Annotated in this window: 23 protein-coding genes; 16 read left to right on the plus strand and 7 right to left on the minus strand. The window is 62.4% G+C overall.

The genetic code is table 11. The annotated features are described in order from the left end of the window. Nucleotides 1-37: 37 nt before the first annotated feature. Entirely contained in the window at nt 38-787 is a 750-nt protein-coding gene (locus AC0L2D_RS17875) for a hypothetical protein (protein ID WP_473541706.1), read from the minus strand. Between the two features lie 207 nt (nt 788-994). Between AC0L2D_RS17875 and AC0L2D_RS17880 the strand changes: the two genes are divergently transcribed. Beyond that, a complete protein-coding gene (locus AC0L2D_RS17880) occupies nt 995-2341 on the plus strand; it encodes a glycosyltransferase (protein ID WP_473541708.1) in 1347 nt (448 codons plus the stop codon). Between the two features lie 2 nt (nt 2342-2343). Next, on the plus strand, nt 2344-3039 hold the full coding sequence (locus AC0L2D_RS17885) for a Stf0 family sulfotransferase (protein WP_473541710.1): 696 nt from the start codon (nt 2344-2346) through the stop codon (nt 3037-3039). Between the two features lie 45 nt (nt 3040-3084). Here the strand turns inward: AC0L2D_RS17885 and dprA are convergent, their stop codons facing one another. Genes dprA through AC0L2D_RS17905 form a run of 4 tightly spaced genes read right to left on the minus strand, consistent with a single transcriptional unit; the run spans nt 3085 to nt 7105 of the window. After that, a complete protein-coding gene (dprA, locus tag AC0L2D_RS17890; protein ID WP_473541712.1) occupies nt 3085-4218 on the minus strand; it encodes a DNA-processing protein DprA in 1134 nt (377 codons plus the stop codon). Next, nucleotides 4215-4802: a glycerol-3-phosphate 1-O-acyltransferase PlsY gene (plsY, locus tag AC0L2D_RS17895; RefSeq protein WP_013531796.1), complete on the minus strand. Its 588-nt coding sequence runs from the start codon at nt 4800-4802 to the stop codon at nt 4215-4217. Before plsY ends, dprA begins: the two co-directional genes overlap by 4 nt. Before the next feature lie 60 nt (nt 4803-4862). Continuing rightward, nucleotides 4863-6149 (minus strand): dihydroorotase, encoded by a 1287-nt coding sequence (locus AC0L2D_RS17900; protein ID WP_473541714.1) that lies wholly within the window; start codon nt 6147-6149, stop codon nt 4863-4865. Then, a complete protein-coding gene (locus tag AC0L2D_RS17905; RefSeq protein ID WP_013531794.1) occupies nt 6146-7105 on the minus strand; it encodes an aspartate carbamoyltransferase catalytic subunit in 960 nt (319 codons plus the stop codon). Before AC0L2D_RS17905 ends, AC0L2D_RS17900 begins: the two co-directional genes overlap by 4 nt. Before the next feature lie 193 nt (nt 7106-7298). On the opposite strand from AC0L2D_RS17905, the gene AC0L2D_RS17910 reads away from it, so the two are divergent. The 3 genes from AC0L2D_RS17910 (at nt 7299) to AC0L2D_RS17920 (ending at nt 10045) form a co-directional block, all read left to right on the plus strand. Continuing rightward, nucleotides 7299-8927, plus strand: coding sequence for a DNA alkylation response protein (locus AC0L2D_RS17910; RefSeq protein ID WP_013531793.1), 1629 nt, complete (start codon nt 7299-7301; stop codon nt 8925-8927). A 207-nt stretch (nt 8928-9134) separates the two neighbouring features. Continuing rightward, complete coding sequence (locus AC0L2D_RS17915) at nt 9135-9704, plus strand: hypothetical protein (RefSeq protein WP_013531792.1); 570 nt, start codon at nt 9135-9137, stop codon at nt 9702-9704. Further along, nucleotides 9704-10045, plus strand: coding sequence for a DUF6105 family protein (locus AC0L2D_RS17920; RefSeq protein ID WP_013531791.1), 342 nt, complete (start codon nt 9704-9706; stop codon nt 10043-10045). Before AC0L2D_RS17915 ends, AC0L2D_RS17920 begins: the two co-directional genes overlap by 1 nt. On the opposite strand, the gene ruvX is transcribed toward AC0L2D_RS17920, so the two are convergent. Continuing rightward, nucleotides 9963-10469 carry a Holliday junction resolvase RuvX gene (gene ruvX, locus AC0L2D_RS17925; RefSeq protein ID WP_013531790.1) on the minus strand — a complete coding sequence of 169 codons (507 nt, stop codon included), beginning with the start codon at nt 10467-10469 and terminating at the stop codon, nt 9963-9965. The genes AC0L2D_RS17920 and ruvX overlap by 83 nt on opposite strands. 122 nt (nt 10470-10591) lie before the next feature. Here ruvX and AC0L2D_RS17930 point away from each other — a divergent pair, with 122 nt between their 5' ends. The 7 genes from AC0L2D_RS17930 (at nt 10592) to AC0L2D_RS17960 (ending at nt 15517) form a co-directional block, all read left to right on the plus strand. Then, nucleotides 10592-11299 (plus strand): metal-dependent hydrolase, encoded by a 708-nt coding sequence (locus AC0L2D_RS17930; RefSeq protein ID WP_063167956.1) that lies wholly within the window; start codon nt 10592-10594, stop codon nt 11297-11299. Between the two features lie 54 nt (nt 11300-11353). Continuing rightward, complete coding sequence (locus AC0L2D_RS17935) at nt 11354-11740, plus strand: hypothetical protein (protein ID WP_473541717.1); 387 nt, start codon at nt 11354-11356, stop codon at nt 11738-11740. Nucleotides 11741-11870: 130 nt separating this feature from the next. Next, nucleotides 11871-12158 carry an Asp-tRNA(Asn)/Glu-tRNA(Gln) amidotransferase subunit GatC gene (gene gatC, locus AC0L2D_RS17940; RefSeq protein WP_013531787.1) on the plus strand — a complete coding sequence of 96 codons (288 nt, stop codon included), beginning with the start codon at nt 11871-11873 and terminating at the stop codon, nt 12156-12158. Nucleotides 12159-12165: 7 nt separating this feature from the next. Further along, complete coding sequence (locus AC0L2D_RS17945) at nt 12166-12621, plus strand: GNAT family N-acetyltransferase (RefSeq protein ID WP_473541719.1); 456 nt, start codon at nt 12166-12168, stop codon at nt 12619-12621. Then, complete coding sequence (locus tag AC0L2D_RS17950) at nt 12621-14186, plus strand: amidase (RefSeq protein ID WP_063172098.1); 1566 nt, start codon at nt 12621-12623, stop codon at nt 14184-14186. The genes AC0L2D_RS17945 and AC0L2D_RS17950 overlap by 1 nt, the downstream gene beginning before the upstream one ends. A gap of 1 nt (nt 14187) precedes the next feature. Then, nucleotides 14188-14718: a hypothetical protein gene (locus tag AC0L2D_RS17955; RefSeq protein WP_127308183.1), complete on the plus strand. Its 531-nt coding sequence runs from the start codon at nt 14188-14190 to the stop codon at nt 14716-14718. A gap of 7 nt (nt 14719-14725) precedes the next feature. Beyond that, nucleotides 14726-15517, plus strand: coding sequence for a YdcF family protein (locus AC0L2D_RS17960; RefSeq protein ID WP_473541722.1), 792 nt, complete (start codon nt 14726-14728; stop codon nt 15515-15517). Here AC0L2D_RS17960 and AC0L2D_RS17965 read toward each other — a convergent pair. Further along, on the minus strand, nt 15496-16209 hold the full coding sequence (locus AC0L2D_RS17965; RefSeq protein ID WP_473541724.1) for a DUF599 domain-containing protein: 714 nt from the start codon (nt 16207-16209) through the stop codon (nt 15496-15498). The two genes, AC0L2D_RS17960 and AC0L2D_RS17965, sit on opposite strands and share 22 nt — an antisense overlap. A 178-nt stretch (nt 16210-16387) precedes the next feature. On the opposite strand from AC0L2D_RS17965, the gene AC0L2D_RS17970 reads away from it, so the two are divergent. The 4 genes from AC0L2D_RS17970 to AC0L2D_RS17985 all read left to right on the plus strand — a co-directional run bounded on the left by AC0L2D_RS17970 (nt 16388) and on the right by AC0L2D_RS17985 (nt 19819). Then, nucleotides 16388-17791 (plus strand): L-serine ammonia-lyase, encoded by a 1404-nt coding sequence (locus tag AC0L2D_RS17970; RefSeq protein WP_013531781.1) that lies wholly within the window; start codon nt 16388-16390, stop codon nt 17789-17791. Between the two features lie 76 nt (nt 17792-17867). Beyond that, nucleotides 17868-18305 (plus strand): DUF1489 family protein, encoded by a 438-nt coding sequence (locus AC0L2D_RS17975; RefSeq protein ID WP_473541726.1) that lies wholly within the window; start codon nt 17868-17870, stop codon nt 18303-18305. An 84-nt stretch (nt 18306-18389) separates the two neighbouring features. Then, complete coding sequence (locus AC0L2D_RS17980) at nt 18390-19121, plus strand: hypothetical protein (protein WP_027161546.1); 732 nt, start codon at nt 18390-18392, stop codon at nt 19119-19121. After that, the gene (locus AC0L2D_RS17985) at nt 19121-19819 is read left to right on the plus strand and encodes a DnaJ domain-containing protein (protein ID WP_473541727.1); all 699 of its coding nucleotides are present in this window, start codon (nt 19121-19123) and stop codon (nt 19817-19819) included. Before AC0L2D_RS17980 ends, AC0L2D_RS17985 begins: the two co-directional genes overlap by 1 nt. The last annotated feature ends 3 nt before the right edge of the window (nt 19820-19822 follow it).

Consider the following 19822-nt stretch of genomic DNA (forward strand, 5'->3'; position numbering starts at 1 on the left):
AAGGCAGTGATGCATCCGGATGACGGACGGCTCTCCGTTACGTGTGTTTTCGGTCGTTTCCCGACACAAGTTGCTGCGCAACCGGCTGCACATTTTCCTTGTAGGTAATGCACCTGTCGTAAATTTTGTCCGCTACACGCTCTTTGCCAATTCGCTCCCACTCTGGCGTCCAGGGCGCACCCCAGTCAAAGTGCTGCGAGATGAGAAGTTCTCTGTCGAAGCACTGCGGATCCCGTTCCAAAATCTGGCGCGCTTCATCCGTCAATGGCGTGTAGGCTTTGACCGCAGCCATCTTTCGGGCGCGAGCAGCAGAATCCAGCTGAATTTCCACTTCGACAACCCCCGGCACGTTGGGAACCGCAGCCGAGCAAAGCTGCTTGCGTCCTGGCGGTGTGCTTTGCAGCAGCCTGTTGAGGGCATTGCCGAATGCATATGCCAGATCGTGCATTGGATTGTAGCCATCGACCGCGTCCGAGACGATTTGCGCGTCCTGCGTATCAGGGACATCGGCGCTGATTCTCGCCAGCACATCGGCAAAGATGCCACTATCCCTGGCCAACAGCGCTTTATACCAAGCGGCGTCCGGAATATCGCCAAACACTGCCCCGGCGGTTGCGCCAGCAGCTTCCACCACGTCGCGTGAGTATTGGGTTCGGGCAGACTGGCGTCCGCCTGAACCATCCGTCAAAAGGTAGATTCGCGGTTTCGTGAGCTCAAGCCAGTGATGAATCCTAAGTTCATGCCCTGGATGTGCAAGGATCAGCACATATTGCAACTTTTCGGGCAAGCGGCGGCTCCAATCCAGGTCTCGGCATACATCCGCGTTTTAGTTTGGATCCAAAGAGACCAGGCATCAAAGGGTTTCCCAGCATCGAGTTTGCGCCGGTCAATTTTGTCCAAACTTGTCTGGTCAATGCCTTCAAACTAAGAACGCTGCCTAGCACCTATTATCCGCGCCGCCAATGCGGTTGCGAAACAGCTAAGGAGGTGGCGTTTGCGCATTCTCATTACCAATCTGTTCGTATCGCACAACAGTGGTACCGAAGCCGTTGTCGAATTGCTGGCCGACGGACTTCGCGGTGCCGGTCATCAAACCATGGTGCTGGCTCCAACCCTTGGCGATATGGCTGACAGAATGCGCCGCCGCGGACACCATGTGGTCGACCGGATTGCGGAGATCGTCGAAAAGCCCGACATAATCCATGGCCAGCATTTAGCGCCTTGCCTGACCGCGCTGGCGCGGTTTCCTGACGTGCCAGCCGTGTTTTCCTGCCACAGCGCTTTCTTCGAGGTCGAAGCTCCCATGCTTCATCCACAGATACGCCGCTGGATAGCGGTCGATGAAGCGTGCAAGGCCAAATGCCTGTCACGCGGTGTACCGGGGGATAGATTGGACCTCATCTACAACGCGGTCGACCTTCAACGTTTCAAGCCCCGCCTGCCGCTGCCTTCCAGACCCGCCAGGGGGCTGCTACTGACCAAGAATTTCGAACACCAGCAGGCGGTGCGCGAAGCTTGCTCGAAAAGCAACGTTCTGCTGGATGAGTTGGGTCCGGCTACAGGACGCTTTTCCCATCAACTCGAAAAGGATTTGCTTGAATACGACATCGTGTTTGCAACCGCCCGCATGGCCCTTGAAGCCGCTGCGGTGGGATGCTCGGTCGTGGTCTGCGACGCGCGCGGCTTCGCTGGCTTGCTCGATACGGCAAACATGGACGCGTGGCGGCAAATGAACCTCGGGGTTGGTCTTCTAACGAGACCGACCACCATCGAAATTCTGATGGAGGCAATCTCGCGGTTCGATGCCGGCGACGCCGCAAAAGTTTCCACCTATTTTCGTGAAATGACTGATGTTTCGCGCTTCGTCGAAGAGCATCTCAGGGTCTACAGTCGGGCCATCGAGGTCGAAGTGGACACGACGGCGGACGAGCGGTCATTGGCAACCGCGTGCTGGGTCGAGGAACTCGGTGTTTCGCTTGCACCGCGCAGATGGGCCGCCATCGTGAAGGAGCTGCATGGATGGAAAGTTTCGCCGGACCAGGCAGCGCTTGTGGAATTGTTGCGATCAAACACAAAAACGCTGGAGACCAATGCCGCGTCGTTGATGGAGCTTGGCGAGCAGGTCAAATCCGTTGGACCTGAAATTGCAAAAATTGGCCCGATCCTTGATATCTCCGCTTCGCTCAACAGCGCTGCCCAGGAGAGCCAGGCTGCATTGCATCGAATAGATGCAGAGCTTTTGGGCCTTTCCAATTTCGTCAACGAGAGCAAACGACTCTACAACGGTATAATCCCGCGGTTTATAAGAAAAATGTTGCTTCGAGCCCGAGGGCGAGGTTGACGGTGTCCGACAGCGTTCGCGGCTATGCAATTTGCACATCGCCGAGATCCGGCAGCAATTTTCTGTGCCAGCACCTAAATGGCACTGGTGTACTCGGGCACCCACTCGAGTATTTCAATTGGAGGGCGCGCCGATTTTTCGACGACCCAGACTTTCCCGAAGATGTAGTCGGGCAGGTCGAAAAGATTCTCACCATGGGAGCAACCTCCAACAAGATATACGGCCTGAAAATATTTGCTCACCAGCATGATTGGATTTCAGGAGAAATAGGCTGGTTCGACGCGCTTCCGAAGCTTCGGTTCGTCTTTCTATCAAGGCGAGATCTTCTCGGTCAGGCCATATCCTGGGCGAGGGCACTCCAGACCGGTCAATACCGATCGACTCAACCGATGAGCCAAGAATCGGTGTTCGACGCCGAGCTGATTCAGAGGCAACTCGATGCACTGGTCCGGGAAAAGGCGCGTTGGGAGATGTTTTTTGCACGAACCGGGATTGATCCTCTCAGACTTGAATATGAGTCGATAGTCGCAAACCCACGGCATGCCGTCCGCCAAGTCGCGGACATGATGGACGTGACGCTTCAACGCAGCCCGGATTCTAGCGTCGGGATCCAACAACAGCGAGATTCAATCAGTCTCGAATGGGCCGATCGTTTCAGGCGCGAGCGAGGTAATCCAAACACGCTGGATCTCGTATAGAGCCTGTGCGCATGCGGCGGACGGATCGCGGATCGACGCTGCCCTTCAAGAATCCCCAAACGCCAGCGATACATGTCCTCCGGCGTGGCGCTCGAGCCGGCCGGCGAGATCGAGTTCCAGCAGCACCATGAACACTTGGGCCGGGTGCAGGCGGGTATGGCGGATGATCTCGTCGACCGGCACTGGGGTCGGGCCGAGCGCCTCGATGACGCGGGCGCGGTCGCTTTCGCCGGGCGGTGGTGCGGCCAAGAAGTCGGGCGGCTCTTCGAACGGCGGCACGTCGGGCGCTCGCATGCCGGTCAGCGGCGCGATTGCCCTGGAAATATCCGATGCCTCGGTGACCAGGGTGGCGCCATCCTTGAGCAGGCCATTGGCGCCGGCGGCGCGTGGATCGAGCGGTGAGCCCGGTACAGCGAAGACCAGTCGGCCCATTTCGCCGGCAAGCCTGGCGCTGATCAGGGACCCAGAGCGTTGCGCTGCCTCGACCACCACCAGCCCAAGGACCGCACCCGCGACAAGGCGGTTGCGGCGCGGAAAATCCTGAGCGCGCGGCTGCCAGCCGAAGGGCATCTCCGAAATGATGGCGCCACGCTCGGCAATCTCTTCGCACAGGCCTGCATTTTCAGGCGGATAAGGCTGGTCGAGGCCGCCGGCCAGCACGCCGATCGTGCCGGTCGCAAGACTGCCCTGATGCGCCGCTGTGTCGATGCCGCGCGCCAGGCCGGAGACGATTGCGTAGCCGTCGCGGCCGAGGTCGGCTGCCAGCATGCGCGCCATCTTGATGCCGGCCAGCGACGCGTTGCGTGCCCCGACTATGGCGACACCCGGCAGCCGGAAAACAGCTGCGTTGCCCTTTACCGCCAGCAGGGGCGGCGGATGATCCATGTTGCGCAAGAGGGGTGGGTAGTCTGCTTCACCGATGCCGACAAAGCGGGCGCCGGCCTTTCCAGCTGTTTCCAGTTCGGCCTCGGCCTCGGCAACGGACGGGATGCGGGCGATCCGGATGGCGCCGCCCGAAATCATCAGTTCCGGCAGTATTTCAAGCGCCGCTTCGGCTGAGCCGAAGCGGTTGATCAGGTCGCGAAAGGAGGCAGGGCCGACATTCTGGGTGCGGATCAGTCGTAGCCAGCTCAGCCGCTGCCGGTCGCTGAGGCGCGGCCCGGCGGTCGGCTCGCTCATCCCTTGGCTCCGATCTTGCCCTCGGTGCCGGCAAGCAGGCGCGAAATGTTTTCCCGGTGCTTGATGAAAACGATGACGCTCATCACCACGAACAATCCGGCAATTTGCGGCGTGCTCAGGACATAGAGGGCGATCGGCACGATGACCGCCGCCGTCAGCGCCGCAAGCGAGGAATAACGGAAGAGGAATGCCATCACCAGCCAGACGACGGCGAAGATCAGCGCTACCTGCCAGGCAAGGCCGATCAGCACGCCGAGATAGGTGGCGACGCCCTTGCCGCCCTTGAAGCCCAGCCATACCGGGAAGAGATGACCGAGAAAGGCGCCGAGACCGGCCCAGATCGCCAGGTCAGGCGCGAAATAGCCAGCAATCAGCACGGCGGCCGTGCCCTTCAGCACGTCGAGCAACAGCGTCGCCGCGGCTAGGCCCTTGTTGCCGGTGCGCAGAACATTGGTGGCGCCGATGTTGCCCGAGCCGATCTGGCGCACATCGCCAAGGCCGGCCGCGCGGGTGAGCAGAAGCCCGAACGGAATCGAGCCCAGGAGATAGCCGAACACAAGCGATGGGATGAGGCTGTAAGTCATTGTTTCCCCCGCATTTCCCCCAGTTTGGCCGGATCAGGCGCGGTGCGCGGGTTGTCCGGCTCAGACGGAGAACAGTGTGCGGCCCGCAACCAGCGTTTGCAAGACCTTGCCTTGCAGGCGCGCACCTTCGAAACAGGTGTTTTTCGAGCGCGAACGAATGCCGCTTTCGCTGACGATCCAGGGTTCGTCGAGGTCGACAAGCGCAAGATCGGCGACAGCGCCGGGCTTCAGCGTGCCACCGGGCAGTCCGAACAGTTTTGCCGGGGCCGTGGACAGGGTCTCGATCAGCCTCAGCAACGGCACGTCGCCATTGTGGTAGAGCCGCAAGGCCGCGCCCAGCAGCGTCTCCAACCCGATGGCGCCGGCCGCCGCATCGGCGAAGGGCAGGCGCTTGGTGTCGACATCCTGCGGATCGTGCGAGGAGACGATGATGTCGATCGTACCGTCCCTGACCGCCTCGATCATCGCCAGCCGGTCTTCCTCGGCACGCAATGGCGGCGTCAGGCGAAAGAAGGTGCGGTATTCGCCGACATCGTTTTCATTGAGCGACAGATTGTGGATCGCCACGCCCGACGTCACCGTCGCCCCGTCGGCCTTGGCGCGCGTCACAGCGTTTGCCGCCATCGCCGTCGAGATCTTCGCCGCATGGTACGAACCGCGCGTCAGCCGCGCCAGCGCAAGGTCGCGTTCCAGCGGGATGGATTCGGCCTCGCGCGGAATGCCGGAAAGGCCGAGCCAGCTGGCGTAGAGGCCTTCATTCATCACGCCGGATGAACCGAGGTCCGCATCCTGCGTCTCATGCACGATGGTGGCGCCGAAGTCGCGCGCATAGGTCAGCGCGCGGCGCATCACCAGCGCGCTTGGTATGGTGTGGCGGCCATCGGTGAAGGCGACCGCGCCGGCTTCGCGCAGCAGGCCGAACTCGGTCATCTCGCGCCCGTCGAGGCCCTTGGTGATCGCCGCAGCCGGAAAGACGTTGACGATCGCCGTGTCTTTCGCGGTGCGCAGCACGAACTCGACAAGCGCCACATTGTCGATCACCGGGTCGGTATCGGGCATCATGACGATGGAGGTGACGCCGCCAGCCGCCGCCGCGACACTCGCCGACGCAATTGTTTCGCGATGCTCGCCGCCCGGTTCGCCGATGAAGACGCGGCCATCGACCAGGCCTGGAATGATCGCCTTGCCGGCGCAGTCGATTATGATGGCGCCCTCGGGCGCGCCCTGGTTGAGCGCTGCCTTGCCGGCGGCAACGATCTTGCGGCCATCGACGATGACGGCGCCGATCTCGTCGATGCCGCGCGAGGGGTCGACGATGCGGGCGCGCTCAAAGACCGTTATGCTCATGCGCCGCGGCCCTCTTGATTGCGACGGGGATCGAGCAGCGCTTCCATGACCGCCATGCGCACAGCAACGCCCATTTCGACCTGTTCCTGGATGACGCTTTGCGGGCCGTCGGCGATTTCCGAAGCGATCTCGACGCCACGGTTCATCGGTCCGGGGTGCATCACCAACGCGTCGTCTTTGGCCGCCTTCAGTTTTTCCGCATCGAGGCCGAAATAGCGGAAATACTCGCGCACCGAAGGCACGAAGGCGCCTTCCATGCGCTCGCGCTGCAGGCGCAGCATCATCACCACATCGGCGTCCTTGAGGCCTTCGGCCATCGAACGGGTGACGATGACGCCCATCTTCTCGATGCCAGTGGGCAGCAGCGTCGACGGCGCAACGACGCGCACCTGCGCGCCGAGCGCGTTGAGCAGCATGATGTTGGAGCGCGCCACGCGCGAATGCAGGATGTCGCCGCAGATCGCCACGATCAGCTTCGACAGCGGGCCTTTGGCGCGGCGGATGGTCAGCGCGTCGAGCAGCGCCTGTGTCGGGTGCTCATGCGCGCCGTCGCCGGCATTGACGACGGAGCAGCCGACCTTCTGCGCGAGAAGCGCGGCCGCACCGGCCGACTGGTGGCGGATGATCAATATGTCGGGCCGCATGGCATTCAGCGTCATCGCCGTGTCGATGAGCGTTTCGCCCTTCTTCACCGAAGAGCTTGCCACCGACATGTTCATGACATCGGCGCCAAGCCGCTTTCCGGCCAGTTCGAACGACGACTGCGTGCGCGTCGAGGCTTCATAGAACAGGTTGATCTGTGTGCGGCCGCGCAGCGTCGAGGTTTTCTTCTCGGACTGCCGCGAGATCGCGACCGCCCGGTCCGCCCTGTCGAGCAACAGCTCGATGTCGGCAGGGGAAAGGTCGCGGATGCCCAGAAGATGGCGATGAGGATAGGGGGACGAAGCGTCGGTCATCTCAAGGGGCTGCTATAGGGTGGAGACTTTGCGGCTGCAAGCGCCAGCTTTGCATTGGAACCGTTCTCCTCATTTTTTTCGTGTAGATGGCCGATTGTATCGGCCGGTATTTTCATCGCGCGCGCTGCATGGCTTGGCTATATCTAGCCGACAGCCTCGGATTCGTGGCTTTCTGACGATAGAAGGATTGGGCGTGACCGACGACGTGACGAACCAGCCGCCGCCGCTGACGGGCGGCAACGCCTGGCGGGGCGATCCGTTGCTGATCCAGCTCGCGGAGCGTTTTTCCGATCCGGTGCGCCGGGAACTCGACGGTCTCGGCCGTTTCGTGCTGACGCAGGAGGCGCAGGAACTGGCGCGCCTCGCCAATGTCGAGACGCCGAAGCTGAGGACGCATGATCGCCAAGGACGGCGCATCGACGTGGTCGAGTTCCATCCCGCCTATCACGCCTTGATGCGCCGCTCCGTGGCCAATGGGCTGCATTCCTCGGTGTGGGAAAACGGCGACACCGAGATCGGCCGCCGCCATCAGGTCCGTGCCGCCCGGTTTTATCTGACGGCGGAGCTCGAGACCGGGCATCTGTGCCCCATCACCATGACCAACGCTTCGCTGGCGGCCTTGATGGCAAGCCCGAAACTGTTTCGTGAATGGGCGCCGCGCGTGACGACGCGCAAATATGACCAGAGCCAAAAGCCGCCGGTGGAGAAAACCGGGCTGACGCTCGGCATGGGCATGACCGAGAAACAGGGCGGCACCGATGTGCGCGCCAATGTGACGAGGGCGGAACGCGCCGGCAGCGGTTTTTATCGTCTGACCGGGCACAAATGGTTCATGTCGGCGCCGATGTCGGATGCCTTCCTGGTGCTGGCGCAGGCGCCGGAGGGGCTGTCGTGCTTCCTCGTACCGCGCGTTCTCGGTGACGGCTCGGGCAACGGCTTCCGCTTCCAGCGGCTGAAGGACAAGCTCGGCAACCGTTCCAACGCATCCTCCGAAGTCGAATTCGTCAATGCCATCGGCGAGATGGTCGGCGAACCCGGTGCCGGTGTGAAGACGATCATGGACATGGTGACGCTCACCCGGCTCGATTGTGCCATCGCCTCGTCGGCGATCATGCGCGCGGGCCTCGCCGAGGCCGTTCATCATGCCCGCCATCGTCAGGTGTTCGGTTCGACCCTGATCGAGCAGCCGTTGATGCAGCGCGTGCTGGCCGACATGGCACTCGATGTCGCCGCCGCCACCGCACTGTCGTTCCGGCTGGCGCGGTCCTTCGACGAGGCGGCCAGCGACCGCGGTGAAGCGGCGTTTGCCCGCGCCATGACGCCGGTCGTCAAATACTGGGTCTGCAAGATCGCGCCGCCTTTGCTCTATGAGGCGATGGAGTGCCTCGGCGGCAATGGCTATGTCGAGGAGGCGCCGCTCGCCCGCTATTATCGCGAGGCCCCGGTCAACGCGATCTGGGAGGGCTCGGGCAATGTCATGGCGCTCGACGTGCTGCGCGTGCTTGGCCGTGCGCCCGGCCTGTTCGAGGATGTGCTGGCCGGCATCGACCGCGATCTCGGCGCCGGCGGACGCGGCACGATCGGCGTGCTGAAGGCGGCGATGCAGGTCGCTTCAACCGACGAAGGTTCGGCTCGGCTGCTCACCGAGCAGCTGGCTCTGTCGGCTGCGGCGGCGGAATTGCGCCGTCTGGGGGCAGGGCGGATCGCCGACGCTTTCGTCGAGACGCGATTGGCCGGCCAATGGCGCAACACCTATGGCATGATCGATTCGCGCCACGATGCACGCATGATCATCGACACGCTCTATCCGCCAGTGAACTGAGCCGCGAGCATCGCAAAAACCGGCGTCATCCACAGTTTTGAGGCGTTGGTTTGAGGGGTTGGTCCGTATCCTCTCGCATATGGCTAATTTCCGTTAACCTTAACAAATGGTTTCCGTTGCGATGGCGAGCGGCAAGGCCCACTGTCCCGGCGCAAGCAGGCAATGGTTCAGATTGGCCGTCTCCTGCTTTGCGAAGCAGGAACACCGATGCGACAGGTACTGACCTCTTTTCTGACCTTGCACTGGACGATTGTTTTCGCCCTGCTTGCGCTCATCTGCATCGACGGAAACCGTGGTGTGGCGGCGGCGCTCGGCGTGATCGGTGCCACAATCGAGGGTACCCGCTTCGTCAACCTCGACAATTTCGTTGTCGTGGCGCCGCTTGCCACCGCATTGCTGGTCGTCGCGGTTCTGTTTTTCTGGGCCTTTGTCGAAGCCCTGGTCAACGACGCGACCAGCCCGGACGCCGACAGCGTTGCCCGCATCGCCTTCATCTGCGCGTCCGGCGTGTTGTCGCTGATCGTCATCGGGGGTGCTGCGCAAGGCATAAACGGGCTGTTCATGGCCGTTGCCGTGCAGCTGGCAGCGCTTCTGGCATCCTATGTCGCCATGCTTGCCGAACGGCGGTCCGTGGTTGCGGCAGCGGCTTCGGGCGAAGGCGAGATCCATGCCGTCGCGCACGGCATGGCAAAAGCCGCAGCCCACAATTCGCTGCTTTCACTCATATCAGGCCGAACGGTGTCCAAAACCGGCTCCAATCCCAGGGGAGGCCGCTGATGCGCTACATCTTCGGATTCTGGGCGGCGCCGATGGCGATTTTCTGGGGCTGGTTCTATCTGTCGGCCAATGACATCAATTTCGGCTACGCGATGCTCAGCCGACAGATGCACGACTTCTTCTTCCAGCTCTACGGTCAGATGCTCGGCATCGATCCGGCGATCATCCCCGGCATGGTGGCGAAGACGTGCGTCTTCGACGGGTTGCTGCTGATGGCGCTTTGGGCATTCCGCCGTCGCCGCGAAATCGCCGGCTGGGTCAGACAGCGCTGGGCGGGTCCGGTTCCGTTCGAGCGGATGCGTGGAGCGACTGAAGCCGGTCCAAAACTCCCTGCAGAATAAACGCGGCTGCCGCCGAATCGATCTTACCGGCGCGCTTGCGGCGCGAGAAATCCATCTCGATCAGCGTCCTTTCGGCCGCGACCGTCGATAGCCTTTCGTCCCAGAGCACGAAGGGCAGGTCGCTCATTTGTGCCATGTTACGGACGAAGGCGCGCGATTTCTGCGCACGCGGACCTTCCGAGCCGTCCATGTTGATCGGCAGCCCAATCACCACGGCGCCGGCATTCTCCTTCTGCAGCAAGGCGAGCAGCACCGCCGCATCGAGCGAAAATTTCCTTCGCATGATGACCGGACGCGGATGGGCGAAGGAAAACCTCTGGTCCGAGACCGCGACGCCGATCGTCTTGTCGCCGAGGTCAAGCCCCGCCAGCGTCTTACCGCCGGCTAACCGCGCCGGCAATTCTTCGATCGTGATAATGCCCACCGGCCGTCCTTCGCCTTTCACCACCAGGTGTTTTGTCAAACGCGTGGCGGACAAGTAACCCTTTGATCTCGGGGCCACTGGCGTTCTATCCTTTGGCAAGTCAAAAATCGAGGAATGCATTCATGAAACTGACCTGGTACGGCCACTCGGCCTTTCGGATCGATACCGCTGATGCCAAGATCCTCATCGACCCCTATCTGATAGGCAATCCGTCATGGACGGGTGGCTGGGAGGGCCCGGCTGAGGGTGTCACGCATGTGCTGCTGACGCATGGCCACAGCGACCACATCAGCGGCGCGGTGGAGGTGCTCGGCAAAAGCGGCGCCCAGCTCGTCGCCAATTTCGAGATCTGCATGTATCTGGTCGGCAAGGGCGTCAGCGACAAGAAGATCAATCCCGGCAACATCGGCGGCACCGTCGATTGCGGCAGCTTCACCACCACTTTTGTCCAGGCGCTGCACTCATCCTCGTTCCCGGGCGAGGGCGGCCAGAACACCTATCTCGGCAATCCGGGCGGCCTCGTCCTGCATTTCGCGGAAGACAAAACGCTCTATCACATGGGCGACACCGACATCTTCTCCGACATGGCGCTGATCAACGAGTTGCATGAGCCGAAGATAGGCCTGGTGCCGATCGGCGACCGCTTCACCATGGGCGGCGCGGTGGCGGCACTTGCCTGCCGGCGCTTCTTCAAATTCGACACCGTGGTTCCCTGCCACTTCGGCACGTTTCCGATGATCGACCCGACCGCCGATAAGTTCGAGGCCGGCCTGGAAGGATCCGGTGTAAGGCTGGCGTTGCCGAAAATCGGTGAGACGATTACGATCTAGAAACAGCTAAATTGGAATAAATCCATGGTATTGGGGCGATCTCTTTGCGTTTCCATGTTTGTCGCGGCGTCGCCCGCGCTGGCCGCGGATGATTTCATCGAAGGCGTCTACCTTCAGTCCGAAGAGCTTTGCAAGCAGGCCAAAAAGGACACGCTGCAAACGCTGATCGACGCCGGCAACATCGTGCTTTCGGCGCACGGCCTGCAGAGCGTGGAATACAATTGCGAGTTTCTGCAGGTCAGCAAGGCGACCGCTTCGCCGAGCTGGGCGGTGACGGCCCTCTGCCAGGAACCGGGCTATGTCTTCCCGGATGTCCTCTCGGTGACGCAAATGAATGAGAAGCAGATCGATCTCGTGTCGGTCCGGCCCGTCAACGACGAAAGCGAAGCAAGCGGCAACAGCGGCAGCTACTATTTGTGCGAGGGCGTTGCCCTGCCGTAGACATCATCCTGTGCGTGGATCGATGGCCGAAGACTAGGCCGCCGCCGCAGCCTGGTCTCTCGCACGATGCATGTTGCGCAGCGCGCGCGGCGCCGCTATAGCCCGAACTGGTTTTCCCCGAGGCAAAAACATGTCCGTAGATCTTCAGACAGTGAAGCGCGTCGCGCATCTCGCCCGCATTGCAGTGAGCGAGGAAGATGCCGAACGGATGACCGGCGAGCTGAACGCCATTCTGGGCTTCGTCGAACAGCTGAATGAGGTCGATGTTTCCGGCATCGAACCGATGACCTCGGTGACGCCGATGGACATGAAGAAGCGTCAGGACGTTGTTACTGACGGCGGCAAGGCAGCTGACATCGTCGCCAACGCGCCGGCGACCGAAGAGAATTTCTTCCTCGTGCCGAAGGTCGTGGAGTAACCGGCCGATGGCAATCGACATGGCCATTGAAACCCCACTGCAGGACGACGTGCGCGGCCTGGTCGAGGAACTCAACCAGACCTTGCTCGAACTGACGCCGCCGGAGCATTGCTACCATCTGACGGTCGAGCAGATGGCTGGTGAGGACACGACTGTCTTCATCGCCCGCGACAACGGCATGGCCATTGGCTGCGGTGCGCTGAAACGCCATGACGGCGCTGTCGGCGAGGTCAAGCGCATGTACACGCGGCCCTCGCATCGCGGGCAGAAGATCGGCGCGAAAATCGTCGAGCATGTCGAGGCGCTGGCGCGCAACGAGGGGCTGAAGCGCCTGGTGCTGGAGACGGGCGACCGTCACCCCGCGGCGTGGACGGTCTACGAACGCGCCGGGTTTTCGCGTTGCGGCCCGGTGCTGGATTATCCCGATTCCGAGTGGTCGGTGTTTTACGAAAAGAGCCTTTGATGAGCGACCTGACCCAGCTGACGATTTCACAGGCCCGCGCCAAGCTGCACGGCAAGGAAATCACCGCGACCGAGATCACCGAGGCCTATCTCTCGGCCATCGATCGCGCCAATCCCGCGCTCAATGCCTATGTCGCGGTGACAGGCGACAAGGCGCGCGACATGGCCAAGGCGTCCGACGCAAGGCTGGTCAAGGGCGAGGGCGGTGCGCTGGAAGGCATCCCGCTCGGAATCAAGGACCTGTTCGGCACCGAAGGCGTCCATACGCAGGCCTGCAGTCATGTGCTGGACGGGTTCAAGCCGCGCTACGAATCGACCGTTACGTCAAATCTGTGGGCCGACGGCGCCGTCATGCTCGGTAAACTCAACATGGACGAGTTCGCCATGGGCTCGTCCAACGAGACGTCCTACTATGGCCCGGTCATCAATCCGTGGCGGCGCTCGCGCCTAGACACGGTGGTGATGCCGACGACGCATCAGGGTGATGGCGGCTTCGTCTCGGCCGGCGGCACCAGGACCGCGCGCAGCCTGGACAATGCGCAGCTGGTGCCGGGCGGTTCTTCCGGCGGTTCGGCAACCGCAGTGTCGGCCTTCCTGTGTGCCGGCGCGACCGCCACGGATACTGGCGGCTCGATCCGCCAGCCGGCCGCCTTCACCGGCACGGTCGGCATCAAGCCGACCTATGGCCGCTGCTCGCGCTGGGGCATCGTCGCCTTCGCCTCGTCGCTCGACCAGGCCGGCCCGATCGCTCGTGACGTGCGCGATGCCGCGATCCTGCTGAAGTCGATGGCCTCCGTCGATCCGAAGGACACGACGTCGGTCGACATGCCGGTACCGGACTATGAGGCCGCGATCGGCAAGCCGATCAAGGGCATGAAGGTCGGCATTCCCAGGGAGTACCGCGTCGAGGGCATGCCCGAAGAGATCGAAGCGCTGTGGCAGAAGGGCATTGCCTGGCTGAAGGACGCCGGCGCCGAGATCGTCGATATTTCCCTGCCGCATACGAAATACGCGCTGCCCGCCTATTACATCGTGGCGCCCGCCGAGGCTTCGTCCAATCTCGCCCGCTACGATGGCGTCCGCTACGGCTTGCGCGTGCCGGGCAAGGATATCGTCGACATGTATGAGAAGACCCGTGCCGCCGGTTTCGGCCGTGAGGTCAAGCGCCGTATCATGATCGGCACCTATGTGCTGTCGGCCGGCTATTACGACGCCTACTATCTGCAGGCGCAGAAGGTGCGCAATCTGATCAAGCGGGATTTCGAGACTGTCTTCGCCGCCGGCGTCGATGTCATCCTGACCCCGGCAACGCCATCCGCCGCCTTCGGCATCGCCGACGAGGACATGGCTGCCGATCCGGTCAAGATGTACCTGAACGACATCTTCACCGTCACGGTGAACATGGCCGGCCTGCCGGGCATCGCTGTGCCCGCCGGGCTCGACGCCAAGGGTTTGCCGCTCGGGCTTCAGTTGATCGGCCGGCCGTTTGACGAGGAAACCCTGTTCCAGACCGCCGCCGTCATCGAGCAGGCCGCCGGCACATTCCAGCCGGAGAAATGGTGGTAGCATGCCGCCCCCGTCTCGCATTTCCATCGTCGAGACGGAAGACGAACTGCTGATAACCAACCCACCGCGCATCTCGGATTTCAGGATGGGCTTCGTCCTGGTTGGGGCCGCGATCGTTGCCTACACCGGCTACATGGGATTGACCGACACGTCGCCCGCAAACGTCGCCAGCGGCACTCTCGGACTGCTGTCGTTCACTGCGATCATTGCCCTCTTCACCTACTTCCTCGGCAAGGATTTCATGTGGCTGGTGTTCGGCAAGGAAACCCTGCGGCTAACCGACGTGGCAGCCGTGCGCGACGTCAGGGGTTTTGTGCGAAATCGTTCCTCATTGCCTTTGAAAGGGCACCTTGAGGCCGAAATCCTCGACCATGCCTATCCAACGGATGAAGCGGGGCTGTCGGAAGTCATCAGGTTGACCAACACCAACGGCGTCCTTGTTTTCGGCAGGGAGTTGAGCCGGCCCGAGGCCGAGGCTGTGACAAGTGCCGTCGAGCACTTCATCGGTCGTGAGAATTCGAGCCGACGATAGGCAGCCAATGTTCTTCTACCTTTCCAAGATCTTCTGGTTCTTCATCCAGCCGCTCAACCTGGCGATCTTCCTGCTGCTAGCGGGACTGCTCGCGGTCACGATCGGGCGCCGACGGTTAGCGGCCGCCGGCAGCGTGCTGGCATTTTTGATCCTTGCACTGTCAGCATGGACGTCGCTCGGCGCCATGATGCTCAATCCGTTGGAAGAGCGCTTTCAACGCCCGCCGCTGCCGGAAAAGGTCGACGGCATCGTCGTGCTCGGCGGCGGCTTCGAGGGCGCCATCAATCTGGCGCGCGGCGGCTATGAGCTGAACGGCAGCGGCGATCGGATGGTCGAGACCGCGATTCTCGCCCGGCGCTTTCCCACCGCCAAGGTGGTCGTCTCCGGCGGCACCGGCGCGTTGTTTCTCGATGGCGAGGGCGATGCCGCAACCGCGCCGCGCCTGCTCACGGCGCTTGGCGTGGCCGCCGACCGTATGATCCTGGAGAACAAGTCCCGCAACACTTATGAGAACGCGGTCTTCACCAAGGAGTTGGTAACGCCGAAGCCCGGCGAGACCTGGCTGCTGGTGACCTCGGCCTTCCATATGCCGCGCGCCAAGGCGCTGTTCGACAAGGCCGGCTTTGCAACTGTTCCATGGCCGGTCGACTATCGCACCTCGGGACGGGAAGGCGTCGGCCTGTTCCGCGACAATCCAGCCGATTCGCTGCAGGCCACCACCATGGCCATCCGGGAATGGATCGGGCTTTTTGCCTACTGGCTGTCAGGCCGGATCGATCAGCCTTTTCCGGGTGGCTGACCGATCACCGCCTGCCTGGCCGCCGAGAAGAACTGGCGCCGCACCAGCACCGCCAGCAGCAACAGCGTCGACAACACGAACACCATGGGGTCGACGAACCAGCCGAGATAACCGATCGAGAAGAACACGCCGCGCAGGCCGGAGTTGAAGTGCTTTCCGGCCAGCATGTTCATTTGCGCCGCACGCCACACCGCCGCTTCGGTGACCGGATTGCGCGAGGCTTCGCCATGCGGGATCGGTACGGCGCCGATCAGGATCGTGCAATAATTGAACAGCCGGTACGCCCAGCCGAATTTGAAGAACGAAAACGCCAGGATCAGCACCAGCCCAAACACCTTTATCTGGAAGGCCGCGCGCGACGGCGCGCCACCCAGAGGCAGGTCGCTGAGCACTTCAAGAACCCGGTCGGACGCGCCGAGCAGGGCAAAGCAGCCGCCGATCGCGATCAGCGAGCTGGAGGCGAAGAAGGCGGTGCCTTGCTGCAGCCCGCTCATGATGGCGGTGTCGACGATGCGGATCTCGCGCTCGGCCATGGTCCGCATCCAGGCTTGCCGCTGTGCATTCATCGCCGTCGTCAGCGACACCCGGCTGACAAGCTTGCCGTCGGAGGCAAACGTGTGCAGCAGCCACGCGACGAGGAAGAAGGCCAGCGCCGCGAGATCGGCTGTCGAAAGATCGAGGGAATCGCCCATGGCCTGAATTTATCACATTCAGGGCGATCGCTTCGATGTCCGCATTCAGCGATCGTGCCAATGTCGCTGCCGGAGCAAACAAGGTCGGCGGGTGCAGCGCCGCGATTTCCAAAAGAGCGGAAACATCGTGGGAATTCCTATATGTAGTCCTCGACCTGACTCCAGGAGACAACGCCGCGTGTTCCTTTCGGTTTTCGACCTGTTCAAGATCGGCATAGGACCCTCGAGTTCGCACACGATGGGACCGATGACCGCCGCGGCGCGGTTTCTCGACGAGGTCGCGGGAAATGACTGGCCGCGCCCGGCGGGTGTGAAGGTCGACCGCCTTGGCGCCAGCCTGCACGGGTCACTCGCCTATACCGGCATCGGCCACGGCAGTGACCGCGCCGTCATGCTCGGCCTTGCCGGTCTGACGCCGCAGACGGTCGATCCCGACCAGGCCGATGGCATTGCCAGCCGCATCGCCGCCGAAAAGCGCATTTCGCCGCCCGGCCATCCCACCTATCGCTTCGATCCGGCCACCGATCTGGTGCTGGACCGCAAGACGCCGCTCACCGGCCACGCCAACGGCATGGCGTTCTACGCCTATGATTCCGGCGGCCGCCTGCTGCTCAAGCGCATCTATTATTCGATCGGTGGCGGCTTCGTGGTTTCCGAAGAGGAACTGCAGCGGATGAAGGCCAAGGGATCGGTGACGACGGAAGGCAAGAAAGTGCCTTATCCGTTCAAGAATGCGGTCGAGATGCTGGCCATGGCCGGCAAAAGCGGCCTTTCCATCGCCGACATGAAACGCGTCAACGAGGAGACGCAGATGACGCGCGAGGCGCTCGACGCCGGCCTCGACGGCATCTGGAGCGCCATGAAAGGCTGCATCGACCGTGGCCTGTCGCAGGACGGCATCATGCCGGGCGGGTTGAAGGTGCGCCGCCGGGCCCGCATGCTGCATGACAAGCTGCAGGAGCAATGGCAGCAGAACAAGCCCAATCCCTTGCTCGCCAATGACTGGCTGTCGATCTACGCCATGGCGGTGAACGAGGAAAATGCTGCCGGTGGCCGGGTCGTCACAGCGCCGACCAACGGTGCGGCCGGCACGCTGCCGGCGGTGCTGCGCTACTGGCTGCATTTCCATCCCGAGGCGGACCAGCCGAGCATTCGTGATTTCCTGCTGACGGCTGCTGCCGTCGGCGGCATCATCAAGACCAATGCTTCGATCTCCGGCGCCGAAGTCGGCTGTCAGGGCGAGGTCGGGTCGGCATCGGCAATGGCGGCGGCCGGCCTGTGCGCCGTCATGGGCGGTACGCCCGAGCAGGTCGAGAATGCCGCCGAGATCGCGCTCGAACACCATCTCGGCATGACCTGCGATCCGGTTGGCGGGCTGGTGCAGGTGCCGTGCATCGAGCGCAATGCGCTGGGCGCGGTCAAGGCGGTGACGGCAGCGTCACTGGCCATCAAGGGCGACGGCACCCATTTCGTACCTCTCGATGCAGCGATCGAGACCATGCGCCAGACCGGCCTCGACATGAACGAGAAGTACAAGGAAACCAGCCTGGGTGGGCTCGCCGTCAATGTCGTGGAATGCTGAAGGCTGGCCTAAACTGCCACTGTGGAGAAGTCGATCCGGTCGTTGACGCGTCCGCATGCGGGACTAACCTTAAGCGATGTCTCTCAATCTCATAAAACTCTGTGTCGGCTGCGACAGCGTCGAAGATCTCGAGGAGTGGATCGCCTTCCGCCTCGACGAGCGGCGGCGCGCCGGTGAGCCGGTCGAGCAATATCACACCACGCGCATGATGCCGACGCGCGGCGCCGAGGTCACCGATGGCGGTTCGCTCTATTGGGTGATCAAAGGAAATGTGCAGTGCCGCCAACTGATCACCGAGATCCGGCCGTTCACCGATAGTGAAGGCATCGGCCGCTGCCACCTGATTCTCGACCCCGAGGTTGTTCGAACCGACTGGCAGCCGCGCCGGGCCTTTCAGGGCTGGCGCTATCTGAAGCCGGCCAACGCGCCGCTCGATCTGGGCAAGGGCAAGGCCGGACTGATCGAGATGCCGCCGAAACTCAGGCGCGAGCTTGCCGATCTCGGCCTGCTCTGACCCCAGGTGGCATCACCGTCTGGCCCTTTGTGCCACCCGATGTGGGGCTTGCAAGCGATGTGGCAACGCCACATCTTGTTTTTTATGAGCGATAAGAAGCAACCTGTGCCAGCGAGGACCAATCCTGCGCCGATCAAGCCTCAATCCAACGCCGGCGAGATCGACGCCTTCATTCGCCAGGCGAGGACACTTGCCGCATCGGCGACCGGTTCGGGCAGGCTGATCCTTGCTCTCGACGCGACGATGAGCCGCCAGCCGACCTGGGATCTGGCCTGCACGCTGCAGGGCCAGATGTTCGACGCCGTCGGCAAGGCAGGAACCCTCAGCGTGCAACTGGTTTATTTTCGCGGTCTTGGCGAATGCCGTTCGTCCGCTTTCGTGAGCGACACCAATGCCTTGAAGCAGCTGATGACGCGGATCGAGTGCCGCAGCGGTCATACCCAGATCGGCAAGGTGCTGGCGCATGCGTTGAAACAGACGGCAACCGCTAAGGTCAATGCGCTGGTCTATATCGGCGATGCGATGGAAGAGGATATCGACGATCTGGCCGAAAAGGCCGGCAGCCTCGGCCTTCATGGCGTTCCTGTCTTCGTCTTTCAGGAAGGCCATGATTCCAGCGCGGAAAAGGCGTTCAAAGAAGTTGCGCGGCTGTCCAAGGGGGCCTGGTTCCGGTTTGATCGGCGGGCTGCCGCGACCCTGGCCGGACTGCTTTCGGCTGTCGCCGTGTTCGCGACCGGCGGGTTGAAGGCGCTCGAAGCCAGAGGCAGGCCGGAAGACCGGCTGATGATCGAGCATCTGCGGGGCGGCGGAAAATAATGGGCGCAATCATCGCTTTTGTAGCGTTGCTTTTGCTGCTGCTCGGCGCGGTGACGATCTTTCTGCGTGCCGAGCCAGCGAAACTGGCGGGCACGCTGCGAACGCTCGGGCCGGCTCTTCTGGCAGTTGTCGGCGTCGCCGTGCTGGTGGTCGGCCGTGAAGGCGTCGGCGGCATGATCCTCACCGCGGCAATTGCCTGGTATGGTTCCATGAGAATGAAACGCCAGCCGGCGGGGCTTGCAGCGGGCAAACGCTCGACGGTGCGCACAGCGGCATTGGAAATGGAGCTCGATCACGATACCGGCGGCCTCGAAGGACTGGTCCTGGCTGGCCGCCACGAAGGCAAGATACTTGGCGCGATGGGGCTGGTGGAATTGCAGCACCTCTACCGCGAACTCTCCGGTGATCCGGAGAGCCGGCAGTTGCTAGAGACGTATCTTGACGGCAGATTTCCCGTCTGGCGCAAAAACACTGAGACGAACGGTGGCGAAGGGCTGGGTGTTGCGCCAGGTCCGGGCGCCATGACTAAGGAGGAGGCCTACAAGGTCCTTGGTCTTGAAGCGGGGGCCGCCGCGGCGGATGTCCGCAAGGCGCACCGCCGCCTGATGCAGCGCCTGCACCCCGATGTCGGCGGCACGTCTTTCCTGGCGGCGCGGATTAACGAAGCCAAGGACGTCTTGCTCTCCAATCACAACTAGTCT

The organism is Mesorhizobium sp. WSM4833 (assembly GCF_055811095.1).

Excerpts from the sequence above, each read along its gene's own strand:
- dprA (WP_473541712.1), bottom strand. The coding sequence starts at position 4,218 with ATGAGCGAGCCGACCGCCGGGCCGCGCCTCAGCGACCGGCAGCGGCTG.
- plsY (WP_013531796.1), bottom strand. The coding sequence starts at position 4,802 with ATGACTTACAGCCTCATCCCATCGCTTGTGTTCGGCTATCTCCTGGGC.
- AC0L2D_RS17900 (WP_473541714.1), bottom strand. The coding sequence starts at position 6,149 with ATGAGCATAACGGTCTTTGAGCGCGCCCGCATCGTCGACCCCTCGCGC.
- AC0L2D_RS17905 (WP_013531794.1), bottom strand. The coding sequence starts at position 7,105 with ATGACCGACGCTTCGTCCCCCTATCCTCATCGCCATCTTCTGGGCATC.
- AC0L2D_RS17915 (WP_013531792.1), top strand. The coding sequence starts at position 9,135 with ATGCGACAGGTACTGACCTCTTTTCTGACCTTGCACTGGACGATTGTT.
- AC0L2D_RS17920 (WP_013531791.1), top strand. The coding sequence starts at position 9,704 with ATGCGCTACATCTTCGGATTCTGGGCGGCGCCGATGGCGATTTTCTGG.
- AC0L2D_RS17930 (WP_063167956.1), top strand. The coding sequence starts at position 10,592 with ATGAAACTGACCTGGTACGGCCACTCGGCCTTTCGGATCGATACCGCT.
- AC0L2D_RS17935 (WP_473541717.1), top strand. The coding sequence starts at position 11,354 with ATGTTTGTCGCGGCGTCGCCCGCGCTGGCCGCGGATGATTTCATCGAA.
- gatC (WP_013531787.1), top strand. The coding sequence starts at position 11,871 with ATGTCCGTAGATCTTCAGACAGTGAAGCGCGTCGCGCATCTCGCCCGC.
- AC0L2D_RS17945 (WP_473541719.1), top strand. The coding sequence starts at position 12,166 with ATGGCAATCGACATGGCCATTGAAACCCCACTGCAGGACGACGTGCGC.
- AC0L2D_RS17950 (WP_063172098.1), top strand. The coding sequence starts at position 12,621 with ATGAGCGACCTGACCCAGCTGACGATTTCACAGGCCCGCGCCAAGCTG.
- AC0L2D_RS17955 (WP_127308183.1), top strand. The coding sequence starts at position 14,188 with ATGCCGCCCCCGTCTCGCATTTCCATCGTCGAGACGGAAGACGAACTG.
- AC0L2D_RS17960 (WP_473541722.1), top strand. The coding sequence starts at position 14,726 with ATGTTCTTCTACCTTTCCAAGATCTTCTGGTTCTTCATCCAGCCGCTC.
- AC0L2D_RS17965 (WP_473541724.1), bottom strand. The coding sequence starts at position 16,209 with ATGGGCGATTCCCTCGATCTTTCGACAGCCGATCTCGCGGCGCTGGCC.
- AC0L2D_RS17975 (WP_473541726.1), top strand. The coding sequence starts at position 17,868 with ATGTCTCTCAATCTCATAAAACTCTGTGTCGGCTGCGACAGCGTCGAA.
- AC0L2D_RS17980 (WP_027161546.1), top strand. The coding sequence starts at position 18,390 with ATGAGCGATAAGAAGCAACCTGTGCCAGCGAGGACCAATCCTGCGCCG.
- AC0L2D_RS17985 (WP_473541727.1), top strand. The coding sequence starts at position 19,121 with ATGGGCGCAATCATCGCTTTTGTAGCGTTGCTTTTGCTGCTGCTCGGC.